Consider the following 14001-nt stretch of genomic DNA (forward strand, 5'->3'; position numbering starts at 1 on the left):
AGTTAGTTATTATTGTGTCAATCAGTTTTTCAGTTTAAGATTGACAGGTTTAGTCCCTTAAATTAGAGGGATAATCTTTGGGAACAAAGTATTGGACAAACGAAATCGATTGCGTGAATAGCGCAATCGATTGTGTTGATAATAAAAAATATGCTTATGTCACCTTCTTATTCAAAAATCGCATGCAACCGATAGCATAAACTAATGTCAAAAAAAGGGGATCTCAAAATACAACAAGGTCCGTTAGTCGATAGACTAACGGACCTTGTTTTTGTTAAAATCAAACAGGAGATCTTATAATTTAAAAGTGTATCTTCAAAATTTAAAGGCGTATCGTCCCACTGTAAGATAAACAATTATCACGCTAATTTCCCCAATTTTTATTGGCCTTATCTCCCATCATAAACTCAAGCGTGCCACCTTTCAGGATATCGGCATGGTTTAATTGTGTGCTATTCAACGGTTTTCCATTAAGGGTAGCCGACTGAATATATTTATTTTTGGACGAAGCGTTCTTTCCGATAATTACAAAAGATTTTCCATTTGGCAGGCTTAACGTTGTTTTCTCGAAAAATGGAGATCCGATACTATAGGAAGCCAGCCCCGGAGTAACCGGATAGAAACCCATCTGAGAGAAAACGACGAAGGCCGACATACCACCGCCATCCTCATCCCCGGGTACCCCCATCAGGTCATTTCTGAACCACTCCCCAATCAGCTTATGGATACGTTTTTGCGTCATCCAAGGTTGTCCAGCGTAGTTGTATAGGTAAGGAATATGCAGCGCCGGCTCGTTTGCCATTGAAAACTGACCTACATTGCCGGTATGATCTGGCAGCTGCGCATAGAAATCAAATTTAGAGCGACCGAGTGACTGCTGGAACATTTCATCCAGATACTGTACAAACAACTGGTTACCCCCCATCAATTTGATCAGATCCGGAATATTGTGCTGCACATCCCAACGGTATATCCAGGCATTATTTTCGCCATAATATTCACGGGCACCCTGTCCCCCGGAAAAAACATAATCAAAAGGCATGATAAAATTACCTTTTTCATCCTTCGGGTGGAAAAATTTGGTCTGCTCATTGAATAGGTTTCTATAATTGAAAGATTGCTTCATAAACAGGTCATAATCTGCTTTTATGCCCAATTCATTGGCCAGTTGCGCCAGACACCAGAGGTCATAGGATGTGCCCAGTGTAACAGCCACCGGTTGGCGTCTTTCAAAGCCATGTACTTCGGGATACGTTTCCTTTTCGCCCGGATGCAAGGCCGGGATATAGCCTTTTTCTTTGAAAAAATCATCCATTTTTCCAGCAGGTTTATCCGACCATGGCGCCAAAGTCTTTTCGGTGATTGCTCCTTTTGCCGCTAGATAAGCCTTCTGAATATCAAAGCCACGGATGCCCTTACGATAGGCATCCAGCAAGGTTGCAACCCCGTGGTTGGAATTCATCCTTCTGCTATCTCCCGTAATTTCTGGAAAGGTCGGCAACCAAGGTTTGTCCATCTGCTCTGACATCCGTACAAAAGAATTGAGGATATTGGATTCCGTCCCCGGCTCCAACAGTACGCGTAAGGGATGGTGCGCACGGTAAGAGTCCCAGATCCAGTCATCTGTAAAAAATGGCTTTCCTTCGTCCGAATGAACCTTGCCATCAAATGCGCTAAAATAACGTCCGCCTTCGGAAATGTTTACCGGACGCTCATAAGTTCTGTATAAGGAAGTATAAAACACGTTTTTGTCGGATTCATTGCCTCCTTCAACAGCGATTTTTCCCAAGGCCTGATTCCAGATTTTACGTCCATTTTCCGCTAGTTTATTTTGATCGAAATCAGCAATCTCACGGTTCAGGTTTGCTTTGGCCTGCGCGGCATCAATAAATGAAACTCCGTATTTCATTTTTAAATTAGCTCCCGGCTGGTCAAACTGTAGTACCAGGCAAGCATTCCGTCCTTTGGCCTCTGTTCCTTTTTCCAGCTGTTGCCCTTGCAATTTGCTTACTGCACTAGGCTTGATCTCAGGAACCGCATAAATATATACACGTGTCCCATTGCCAATTTCCTGTATTCCCGACAGCGCCTGACCATCCCATTGCAGTTCCCCTTCTCGTGAATTAAACTGCAGATATTTTGTGGACGTATTCGGGAACGTGAAAGTATACATACCCGACTGGTGCGATAGTGCATAATCCACTTTAATATCTTCCTGATCCAAAACAACGAAATAACGATAAGGCTTGATCTCCTCCTGATCATAACTATACAATTGTACCGGACGGAGTTGATTTGGCAAACGCAACATTGGACTCAGGTTGAAGGCCGACGAGCCACGGTGGCTCGTTACGATAAGCGGCAGACCATACAAACGGTCCGAGGTAAAATCCCCTCTTTCGGGGTACACCCGTAATATACTGTTGGGTAGGTGGACCGTCGGATAAGTCGGTACCAGTAAATGACTGATATTTCCCATGTATGGATTGACATAATCCACGAGGTCTTTTGCGTTTTTGGCCTGGGAAAAACCTTTTAGCACAAAAATCGAAAAAAAAGTACAGCAACAGATCGTGCGTACAATTGCCTTAGATTTCAATTTGAGATTCTTATTTAGCATTATAATTAATTAAGTAATCAATGGTTTATGAGGAAACTGAAGTTTCGCCTCTAAAGTTAGTTTTTTTTGATGAAATACAAGGATGGAAATTTGCATGTTAAGCGATAATACTTATATTAGGTAAGCTTTATTCCAATAAAAGCAGTAAACCTTCAATTTGTCTCTATGTTATCCTTCAAAAACAACAGGTTACTCATCTTATCGCTGTTATGCTGGGGTATCGGATCGACGGTCCATGCCCAGAGCGCCAGCAAGGCGCAGCAGATTAGCCCGACCGACCGGCCCAATATCGTCGTATTTTTTGTAGATGACCTGGGTTGGCAGGACATGTCTGAACCTTTTTATAAAAACAAAACAGCAATTAACGAAAAGTTTCATACGCCCCATCTGGAACTGCTGGCCAAAGATGCGACCAAATTCACGAATGCTTATGCGACGCCGGTGTGTACCCCTTCTCGGGTGAGCTTTCTAACTGGGTTGAATGCAGCACATCACCGGGTCACCAACTGGACAAACCCCAAAGCCAATACCGCCACAGATAGTAAGGACGAACTGCTCCATCCTCCGGACTGGAATATCAATGGGTTGAGCCCTGTGCCCCATATTCCCCATACTGTTTATGCGACGCCATTTCCAAGCATACTCAAGGCCAACGGGTATTATACCATCCATATTGGTAAAGCGCACTGGGGCTCTGCCGGCACTCCGGGTGCCAGTCCACTCAATCTGGGTTTTATGGTCAACGTAGCCGGACATTCCGCCGGACATCCTCAGAACTACTATGGGGAGCAAAATTATGGCAACCTGCCCGGTAAGGCAAGTTACCAAGCCGTTCCAGATCTGATGGAGTATCATGGCACATCCACTTTTCTGACCGAAGCGCTGACGCAGGAAGCATTGAAAGCGCTGGAGGAACCCATCCGCCGCAAGGAACCTTTCTTCCTTCATTTCTCCAATTATGCCGTGCATGTACCTATTCAGCCTGATCCCAGGTTTGTACAAAAATACCTTGACCGTGGGCTGGATTCGACAGAAGCGGCCTATGCCTCGCTGGTCGAAGGCTATGACAAAAGCATGGGCGATATCGTACAGTTCCTAAAAGACAAAAATCTCTACGAAAACACTGTAATTATCTTTTTGAGCGATAATGGTGGGCTCAGTCTCAGCCCGCCACGGTCGGGCGAGCCCCATACCCAAAACCTCCCGCTCAAGGCAGGCAAAGGCTCGCTCTATGAAGGGGGCATCCGCATTCCATTATTGATTAAACAGGCCAACATGCATCAAGCAAGCAGCACTCCCATTCCGGTCCTGGTAGAAGATCTCTTTCCGACCATACTCCAAATGGCCAAAGTAACAGATTATCAGCTCGTGCAGCAACAGCCTGATGGCAAGGATCTAACTCAGCTAATGGCACACAAAGCAGACAACAGCTGGAACCAGCGTCCTCTCGTCTGGAATGTTCCCAACAAATGGACCGTTCCCGATGGGCCCGGTATCAATTTCTTTTCGGCCATACGCCAAGGTGACTATAAACTGCTTTACGATATGAAGCAAGGCAAATTGGAACTTTATAACCTGCGGGAGGATATTGGTGAGCTGAATAACCTTGCACCTCAGATGAAAGAAAAAACCAGTGCGCTTAGCAAGCTCCTTTCCGATCAGCTGCGAACATGGAAAGCCCAGTTGCCTACCTACAAGACTACCGGACAACAGATCCCCTACCCTGATCAGATAAAATCTGTCGACCAATAGCTTTTATTTTCAACAAAACTGTTTTTTATGTTGGCCTCAACTTGTATAGAAAGCCTTTGCGATTTGACCGCAAAGGCTTTTATTTTAAACCTTATAAAACTGATACCCCATTAATACGGATAAAGATACCGGACAGTCAGAAAAACCTATTACCTCTAGTCAGTCAGCTTCTGTAATCAGCTGAATAGGTCTACAGCGACGTTATCTCGAACAAGGCCCTGCCCTTGTGTAGGGACGTGAGCCGTACAGCACATAAAAATTGAGCTTTACACAAAAACAATAGGTAGCTGAGCGAGCTATTTTTGTATCGTAAAACAAGTAAGATGAAAACAAAACACCAAGCCAGAAGCTTCTTCCGATTTTTGAAATGGTCAGCCCTAACGCTTGTTGTTCTCATCGGATTAATCACAAGCTTTATGATGCATCCCCAATTTGGCAAAAGGCCCTCAGGAGAAAGACTTAAACGTATCGAGCAATCGAAGCAATTCAAGGACGGAAAATTTCGCAACAGCAGCCCAACACCACAGCTAACGCAAAGTTGGACGGTAGCCCTTTCCGATTACCTTTTCAAAAAATCAACCGAAACCAGCCCCAAGCACAAGATACCTTCGGTACCTGTCGATTGGGACAGTCTCTTTACCAAATCCCATGGTTTGGTCTGGTTGGGGCATTCCTCCTATCTGTTGCGTGCAGACGGGAAAACTATTCTTGTCGATCCGGTATTGAGCGGCAGCATATCGCCTATACCGGGCAGCGGCAAAGCCTTTGCGGGCGCTGATGTAACAACAGCGGATGCGCTTCCAGCCATCGATTACCTATTTATTTCCCATGATCATTACGATCATATGGATTACAAAACACTCAAAGCACTGCAGCCCCGAGTCGGCAAAATAATCGTTGGACTTGGTGTGGGTGAACATTTGGAATATTGGGGTTACCGTCAGGATCAGATTATAGAAAAAGATTGGTGGGATCAAGTAGATCTAGGAAATGGATTTCATGTAACGGTCACACCGGCACGACACTTTTCAGGGCGTAGCATTTGGTCGGCCAATACACTCTGGGCCTCCTATGTCCTGGAGACGCCAAGCCGGAAGCTGTACCTGGGCGGAGACAGTGGTTATGACAGCCATTTTAAAGAAATCGGCGATAAACTTGGCCCTTTTGATTTGGCGGTACTCGAAAATGGACAATATGACTTGAGCTGGAAATACATCCACATGATGCCCGAAGAGGTAGTGCAGGCCGCAAAAGATTTACGCGCAACAAAATTATTACCCGTACACTCCTCCAAATTTGTTCTTGCTAATCATGCATGGTACGAGCCTTTGGAACGTATTTCCAAAGAAGCATCCCTACAGCAACAAACCTTGCTCACCCCTCGCATCGGTGAAGTGGTTGATCTGGATGAGCTCCACAACAGCCCGAGTTACTGGTGGAAAAACTGATTAGGCGATTGAATTAATTGTCGCCGGAGTTATTCCAAATTTCTCTTTGAAGGAAGCGTAAAAATGAGAGAGGTTTTCAAAGCCAAGGTCAAGGTAAATGTCCACGGGTCTTTTCCGCTTGTTTTCAATCAGGTAGTAGGCCTCGGAAAGACGCTTCTCCTGCAGCCATTTCCGGGGTGAGGTGCGGAATATTTTTTCAAAATCACGTTTAAAGCTCGCCAGGCTACGACCAGATAATTTGGCAAAATTCTCCAAAGGAACATTATACTTATAATTTTTCAGCATAAACTCCTCTAGGTCAATCTTAAATGGTTCGGAGAAATCAAATAGCAAATTTTTTAAATCGGGGTATCTCTCCAATAGTAAAGTGATTAGTTCGTATATTTTAATGGTCTCCATCTTCGGGCTGACCCGCTCCGAAGCCTCAGCATAGGGCGTGAGCGACTCAAAATAACTTTTGATAAAGGCATCACCTTCCAAAATGATATTGGTATCGGCAGACTGTTTTTTATCCGAAGAGAGCTGATGATCCAACGCAAACTTCTTGAGTCGGTCGGTGTGCAGCAAGATTGAGATCGACTGATAGTCCTTATTTTGTGAGGGGTATTTAAATGCCTTTGCCAATTGATTTCTTCGGGCAAGCAGTAGCTGGCCCTCCTTGGTCACCAGCTTTCCCTTTTCATGGTCAATGTGTGTTTCACCGGATAGCTGGAACATGACTACATGTTCGGGAATAAATTGTTCATGACCAAAAGCCTTATCAACGTAACAGGAATACAAAAAGGCCTTTCCAAAATCTTTTTCATCGATACTCATAAAAATTTTCTTTAACAGTGTTGACAACTATTTTTTTGCTGCGAGCCGCTTGCGGATGATGCTGACAAATTCAGGCGAAACACCGAGGTAAGACGCGATATAATATTGCGGTACCCGTTGTGATATTGTTGGGTACAATTCAATAAATTCAAGATAGCGATCAGCAGCAGGTTTGGCCATGGTATGGATCAGCCTATTTTGCAGTACCGCAAGCCTTCGTTGTACCAACATACGAAACACGCGTTCAAACTTCGGCACCGTCTCCAGCAATTTTTCTTTCGTCTCCGGTGTCAGCATCAGGAATTCACATTCTTCCAAGGTTTCCATATACAGGCTGGAGGGCGAATGATAATGAAAGGAAGCGATATCACTGATCCACCAGTCTTCGACCGCAAAGGCCAAAGTCACCTCAAAACCGTTTTCGTCAAGATAATAAATACGTACACAGCCTTTCTGAAGGTATCCTTCAAACTGACAGACTTCTCCTTCCTGCAGGAGCATCGTTTTCTTGGGTTCCTTCCTTATGGTCAGCAGGCTAGTGAAGCGTTCGGTTTCTTCATCCGTCAGCGTGATGCACTTTGATACATTCTTGAGGATATTTTCGTATAGCATGCGTTAAATCTAATTATTTTCGTGTAAAATATAACCCAAACCCAAATGAGCTATGATTTGAGCTGAAGAAAACAGCATCCTGATATCAGCATGATATTGGGTACTGCTTTCGCTATTTTCACAGCAGCAAGTTAACGATAAATGTAAATATAAAGCATACAGTCCACAAGCGCCAGCATGAAATTCTCTTCGCCCAGTTTATCATACTTTTATTCCAGTACAGGTTCGACAACATAAAAAAGCACCTCATTACGAGATGCTTTTTATGGTAACCAAAAAAACGCTTATTTTGTCCAACCTGGGTTTTGAGCAAGATTGGGATTCTTGACAATCGCAGTAGCAGGTATTGGATAAAGGTATTGTTTATCTTCCCAGCTTCTTGGCACAGCCTTATACCATTCGAGGTGATTATCTGTTGTCATCGTCTGGAAATTTTTGCTCCCGCCGCCGATCGCAACTTTAGCTACCCCACTTGGTGCTGTAATGGACGAAGCCGGCTTACTACCATCATAGAAAATTACATCCGGTTTGCCATCGTGATCCAAGTCCATCAGTTTTTCCAGTGTTGGTACATAGATCCCGGTCCAGGAAAGGTTGGCCATCAAAGAGCCCAGTTTCCACCTTTTCAAATCATTGAAACGGAAACCCTCCAATGCCAGCTCAACCTGCCTTTCACGGCGTATTTCCAATAACACAGGATCATTGATATCAGGGAAGAATGTATTTTTCAAATAGCTGTCCACCTTGGTCGGCAGGCTATTGTTTCCTGAAGTAATTCCTGCTCTTGCGCGCAAGGCACCAATGGTCTTGGTCCAATCTGTTAGGTCCAACAGGCCAAGTTCCTGTCTTGCCTCTGCGTAGTTCAGTAAAATTTCAGCATACCGCATCAGGGGAACTGCATTGGTGTTATAAGCGCCGTTGTCGTAGTAAGGGTCATCCAAGGTGTATTTAATCGGTTGATAACCCGTATACGTATAACTGGCAAAATTTGGCGGAGCAGCCTCACCCGCTCGTTTATATCCTGGTGTGCGGATCAGTTGCGCTAACCGATAGTCACGGTTTTGACATTCTTCATAAAATTCTTCCGTCTGATAACCTGGACGATCCGTATAAGGTGTTCCGTCAAGGTTCAGAATACTGTTAATAAAGGGTCTTACCAGACTCAGTCGAGGCCCATAGGTCGCCGAAGTCCACCACCAGTTGGCATCGTTCATCAGGGCCTGATCTTTGCTGAAAGCAAGCCCCAGCATAACCTCCTGCTTCAGCGGTTGGTTGCTCACAAATAATTGACGCTGCGACATCTTGGGATCGTTCGCTACATATAGACTATATGGGCCTGTTTCCATCAGGATTTTTCCGGCGTCAGCGGCCATTTTAAAGAAATCTGCCGCTGTTGTCGCCAGGTTCAATTTGTGGTATTTTCTAAATGTACCTTCAAATAATGCTACACGTGTCTTTAGCCCCAGTGCCGTCCATTTATTGATCAGGGTGCCATCAGCGCCATCACCGGTAATGTTTGCATAGGCAAAATCCAAATCTTCCATAATATGTTTCATTACGAGCTCACGCGAATCCCTCGGTGCGAGGAGGATATCCTTCTCATCGACGGTCAAGGGATGATCTACCCAGGGTACATCACCAAAGCGGACCACCTTATCGTAATAAAACCAGGCCCTAAAGAAACGGGCTATACCGATATAATTGTTTTTGACTGCATCGCTCAATTGCGGACTTGTGCATTTGGCAATCATTTGATTGATATTGCGTAAAGCTGTCCAGCTCCAGCCAGTACTGATTTCGGCAGAGTATGCACCTTTTACCATGAAGTCATTCAAGCTGTTTACCGCAGCATAATCAGCCATAGCGTCCCCCTTAAAGGCATCACTTCTAGAGGTAATATCGCGGTAAAAGGAATTGCTATAATTTTTCAGGCCATTCTCCGTTCCGAAGATATCCTCTTCGGTTGCCGATGCTTTAGGGAGCTCGTTCAATTCACATGAACTGAATAAGAGCGCTATGATAGGTATAAATAAGATCTTTTTCATTTTGAATACAATTATAATCCAATCGATAAATTAAAACTGATGCTCTTCATCACGGGATAGTTAAACCCGTCACCACTATTGGAATCACTTATATCCGGGTCAGACTTCATAAGGTTGCCCACATCGAGGTCCTTTGTTTTTTTGTATAAAGGTGACCAGGTCCATAAATTCTCACCGGACAATCCCGCACGCAGGCTACTGATTTTGAGCTTAGTCGTGACAGATTTTGGAAAATTATAGCCAATCTGGATATTTTTCATGCGGATATAGGCGATATTTTGCAGGTATCGTGTCTGCGGTGTTGCCTTAATGGATTCATTGTAACCTGCATAACGTGGAAAATAGCCATTGGGATTATCCTCTGTCCAATAGTTATTGAGGTGCCATTCGGGCAAATTATTGTACGGCCTATTGTACTGTCCCCAAAAGATGGACTCATTGCTCGGATACCAGTTCTGCTTTCCTACACCCTGGAAAAAGGTAGAAAAATAGACATTTTTCCAGTCCATATTGATATTGAAACTGTAGATATAGCGTGGTTCGTAATTGCCGATAATGGTTTTGTCACCATGGTTATTGATTGTATTGGTTCCATAGTCGATAACGCCATCGCCATTGAGATCCGCAAAGCGCACATCACCCGGGTAGATAATTCCGGAATTGGAGGATCTAATGACTTTTTGTGTTGGCGCAGCATCGATTTCCGCCTGATTTTGGAAAAGCCCCTGAGTGACATACCCCCAGATCTCACCGAGCCGCTGTCCTTCATAGTAGCGATCCGTTTGATAGCGGTCAGTCTGTAGCAGACCAGCCTTATTTTCGTAACGGTCTATGTCCGAGCGATAGTCTGCCAAAGTCGCTTTTACCGACCAGTTAAATGGGCTATTGTTCCAGTCGAAACGGTCTTTATAGGCAATACTCAGTTCATAGCCTTTTGTTGTCATATCCGCATAGTTACCTTTGGGCGACTGTGCCCCGAAGATATCCGGCAGCTCCACGCTGAAGGTATACATATTCAAGGTCTTGCGCTGGTAAAGATCGCCTGTAAAGGTCAACTTTCCGTTTAGTGATGAAAAATCCATTCCAAAATTGGCGGTGCGGGCAGTTTCCCAGGTTAAGTTATCAGGGATAACCTTTGGTACCGAGGTATAGGAAGGTTTCTGTCCGTTCAAAAGGCGGTCCATGATCCTGATCTCATAGAGATCCATATAGGTATAAGGATCCACGTTACCATTTCCCAGTGAACCGTAAGAAGCCCGGAATTTCAGGTCAGAAATAATCTTTTTGTCAACGGTAAAGAAGGGCTCCTCAGAAATGCGCCAGCCCGCAGAAGCAGAAGGGAAAAATGCCCATTGCTGGTTGGTTGGAAATTTGGAAGAACCATCGTAGCGCCCATTGAATTCAAATAAGTACCGATCCTTGAAAATATAATTGGCGCGCATAAATACACCAACATTGCGATACTTATTATAACCAGCGGTAGCGGTTGTATTTTGCCCGAGAGCCAGATTGATATTATCCACATTTTCGGTCAATAAGCCCGTTTTCGTGATATAGGAAGAATTATAGACACGTTGTTCGTAATTATAGCCCAGCAAACCTTTGACATAGTGATCACCTATTGTTTTTTCGTATTCGCCGTACAGGTTTCCAAATAGATATTTCCAGTTTTGGTCCACCTGGTAAATATTGTTGTTCATATCTGTTTCCAGCTTCAGCATCTTACCCTCCTGCGTACTATAAGGGACCGGTACGCGTACCCGGATCGAGTTAAAATCGCGGTTTCTAAAAGTCAGATCCCCTTTGATGCGCAAGCTGTTGTTCAGGAATTTGGTTTCAAAAGAGGTCGTATTACGGAGATCCCGGTTTTCAGTTTCTGTTCTATTTTTACCATAGATAAAGTCACCTACAGAGTAAGCAGCCGAAAAACTTAGTGAACCGTCTGGATTGAATATCGGTGAAGATGGGTGGCCCTCATCTGCAATATTACGCCAGATATTTCCTCCTTCACCAGCTGTAGTCGGGTCGCGGTATTTCGCATAGTTATAGTCAATATTATTGGCGATACGCAACCAATCATTTACCTGCAGACCGGCTTTTGCCCTTGTGTTGTAAGTTTTGTATTTATCACTATTATAACGGTACATACCATTGTAGCCATAGGCACGTCCGGAGAGGTAGTAATCCAGTTTTTCGGTATTGCCGCTTACAGAGAGATTATGATCCTGTACAAAGGTGTTGTCTTTGATCAGGACATCGTAATAATCTTCATTACCATAATAAACGTAATTTCCTTTATCATCCACCGTCACTTCATCCGTAATTCCCTGCTCTTTGCGACGTTTGAATTCGTTGAGCCAATCCGTTGTAAAGATCTGCGTTTTGTTCAGTTTACTTGGGATAGACGAATAGTTATTCCAGGCATTATAGGCCGTAAAGAAATGAGAGGCATATTCGTAGCCATCTGTTACGAATTTGGGTCTTGCAATTGGCTTTTGAAATGATCCGCTTCCAGAATAGTTGATGGAAGATTTTCCGGACTTAGCTCTTTTGGTCGTAATCAGAACCACCCCGAAAGTTCCCCTTGCACCATATATTGCTGCGGAAGAAGCATCCTTCAATACGGAGACATTTTCGATATCGTTTGGGTTGAGTGAAGCGGGGTCCCCTTCGACGCCATCGATCAAAATCAAGGCACTTCCCCCCTGTCCGATCGAAGTGGCACCACGGATATTAAAACTCGGTGCGCGATTGGGTTTACCATCCGCCGGAACAATGTTTAAGTTAGGCACAACCCCCTGTAACATCTGACTGGCATTTGCTAGTACGCGGCCCTCAAATACTTCCGACCCGACCTGATCGACTGCTCCAGTCAGGTTAGCTTTCTTCTGGGTACCATAACCTACAACGACTACCTCTTCCAATTCGGTATCCTTGGACTCCATTACAATTTGTAACTGAGCGGAATTGATGGTCAGCACCTGTTCATTGTACCCCACTTGGGTCAGCCTAAGCTTTTGGCCGATAGCAGCCTCCATGTTAAACTTTCCTGCGGCATCAGTAGATGTTGTTTTCTGGGTGGATAAATTGGTGATGGTCACTCCGGGCATAGCTGCACCGTTTTTGTCTTTTACCACACCTTTTACGGTAGACTGGATTGCAATAGCTTGCGTCTCTCTGTTCAATTTGGCATAATTACGCTCTACATTTGCCCAGGTGGGATATGAGAGACCCAACGCCATACTGATTAGTAATGTTTTCTGCATTTTTAGTCTGGTTTAGAATTCAGCCCCAAAGTTGGCGCTTTCACTTGGTTTATAATTTACCTTAATATTAATAAATATTTAATTAATAACCATACTCTTCCGAACTAAACAGGTTTAGCAGACCTATATTTAATAGAAATTTAACTTATAAACAACACGAATCACATAAGCAATCAAAGAGCTTCCCTCGACTTCGAAGGTCAAATGGCCTTTGCTACCAAAACAACGATATTTCGTTATTTGCTTACCAGTTTGTAGCTTTATGGTTCTCCGATGGGCAGGATTATACCAATCAATTTTCATGTAGCATCTGAACAAGACCTTCCGCGCCGCCGTCAAATTTTTGACCATTAACAAAAAATGTAGGTGTTCCATTGACACCGCTCATCATGCCGCTTTCAAAATCTCCTTCCACTTTTTCCTCCAGACTTTCTTTTTGCATATCGCTCTTAAATTGATCGACATCCAAATTTAGCCGTTCGGCAAGGTCCATTAAGAAACGTGTGCTTAGGCTCCGCTGGTTATCATAGATCGCATCGTGCATCTCCCAAAATTTCCCTTGCAGCGCTGCAGCTTCTGCGGCGAGCGCCGCCGGACGTGCATATTCATGCATTTCTGAAAGCGGAAAATTGCGGAATACAAATCTGATCTGGGATCCCAATTCAGCCATCATCTCTTTCAATATCGGATGTGCAGCCCCGCAATGTGGGCATTGATAATCGCCATATTCGACGATCGTTAAATCCGCACTGCTATTTCCTTGGATATGGTCCCTGTCGCTGACTTTTGGTTTTAATGACATAATTTCGCTATTTAAGATTTTCTAATGCTTCTATGATACCATCCGCGCCTGGATTTACTGCTGTTGGCGATAAGTAGCTCCATTGGATAACACCCTCTTTATCAATCACGAAAAGTGCGCGCTTACATTCGCCTTCATCCTCATCATACACCCCGTATTTTCTGGCGACCTCACCCTTCGCTTCAAAATCCGCAAGCAGCGGAAAATGTAATTTTCTGGACTGCGCAAAGGCCATATGGCACCATTTGCTATCTACCGATATACCCATGATCTCGGCATCATATTTCTTAAAATATTTTAGCATTTCATTATAAAGGGCCATCTGGTCACTGCATACTGGGCTCCAGTCAGCAGGATAAAAAGCAAGGATCACATTATACCCTTTAAACTCGGACAATTTGATTTTCTGATCGGGAGTCGCATACAACGTAAAATCCGGTGCAACATCGTTTTTCTGTAACATACAAACGTATTTAAATTTAACCATTATCCAGAGCCTCAATTTGGTTTAACCGATTCTCACCAAAGACTCTTCCTATAAAACAAAGTGTTGTCATGGAAGAATTGTTTTATCACGAACGATTAAAATTGCCTTCTTTAGTGCCTTATCAGCTCTCCCCAAGTTGTCAACCGAACAGTT

General features: G+C 44.1%; 9 protein-coding genes. 2 read left to right on the forward strand and 7 right to left on the reverse strand.

Going from position 1 to position 14001, the window contains the following annotated elements:
* Positions 1-364: 364 nt before the first annotated feature.
* Positions 365-2620: a GH92 family glycosyl hydrolase gene (locus ACK8HY_RS09245; RefSeq protein WP_416133429.1), complete on the reverse strand. Its 2256-nt coding sequence runs from the start codon at positions 2618-2620 to the stop codon at positions 365-367.
* A 165-nt stretch (positions 2621-2785) separates the two neighbouring features.
* Between ACK8HY_RS09245 and ACK8HY_RS09250 the strand changes: the two genes are divergently transcribed.
* Entirely contained in the window at positions 2786-4372 is a 1587-nt protein-coding gene (locus ACK8HY_RS09250) for a sulfatase (RefSeq protein ID WP_416133430.1), read from the forward strand.
* 323 nt (positions 4373-4695) lie between these two features.
* Entirely contained in the window at positions 4696-5820 is a 1125-nt protein-coding gene (locus ACK8HY_RS09255) for an MBL fold metallo-hydrolase (RefSeq protein ID WP_077438443.1), read from the forward strand.
* Here ACK8HY_RS09255 and ACK8HY_RS09260 read toward each other — a convergent pair whose 3' ends face one another.
* From ACK8HY_RS09260 to ACK8HY_RS09285, 6 genes are all read right to left on the reverse strand, one after another.
* A complete protein-coding gene (locus tag ACK8HY_RS09260; RefSeq protein ID WP_077438444.1) occupies positions 5821-6636 on the reverse strand; it encodes a helix-turn-helix domain-containing protein in 816 nt (271 codons plus the stop codon). It lies immediately after the preceding gene.
* A gap of 27 nt (positions 6637-6663) precedes the next feature.
* A complete protein-coding gene (locus ACK8HY_RS09265; protein WP_416133431.1) occupies positions 6664-7248 on the reverse strand; it encodes a Crp/Fnr family transcriptional regulator in 585 nt (194 codons plus the stop codon).
* Positions 7249-7532: 284 nt separating this feature from the next.
* Positions 7533-9293 carry a RagB/SusD family nutrient uptake outer membrane protein gene (locus ACK8HY_RS09270; protein WP_416133432.1) on the reverse strand — a complete coding sequence of 587 codons (1761 nt, stop codon included), beginning with the start codon at positions 9291-9293 and terminating at the stop codon, positions 7533-7535.
* Positions 9294-9304: 11 nt separating this feature from the next.
* Complete coding sequence (locus ACK8HY_RS09275; RefSeq protein WP_077438447.1) at positions 9305-12559, reverse strand: SusC/RagA family TonB-linked outer membrane protein; 3255 nt, start codon at positions 12557-12559, stop codon at positions 9305-9307.
* 292 nt (positions 12560-12851) lie between these two features.
* Positions 12852-13361: a DsbA family protein gene (locus ACK8HY_RS09280; protein WP_416133433.1), complete on the reverse strand. Its 510-nt coding sequence runs from the start codon at positions 13359-13361 to the stop codon at positions 12852-12854.
* Positions 13362-13368: 7 nt separating this feature from the next.
* Positions 13369-13824, reverse strand: coding sequence for a redoxin domain-containing protein (locus ACK8HY_RS09285; RefSeq protein ID WP_077438449.1), 456 nt, complete (start codon positions 13822-13824; stop codon positions 13369-13371).
* Positions 13825-14001: the final 177 nt, after the last annotated feature.

Source organism: Sphingobacterium sp. NGMCC 1.201703, assembly GCF_047784615.1.
In the GTDB taxonomy this organism is placed as follows: domain Bacteria; phylum Bacteroidota; class Bacteroidia; order Sphingobacteriales; family Sphingobacteriaceae; genus Sphingobacterium.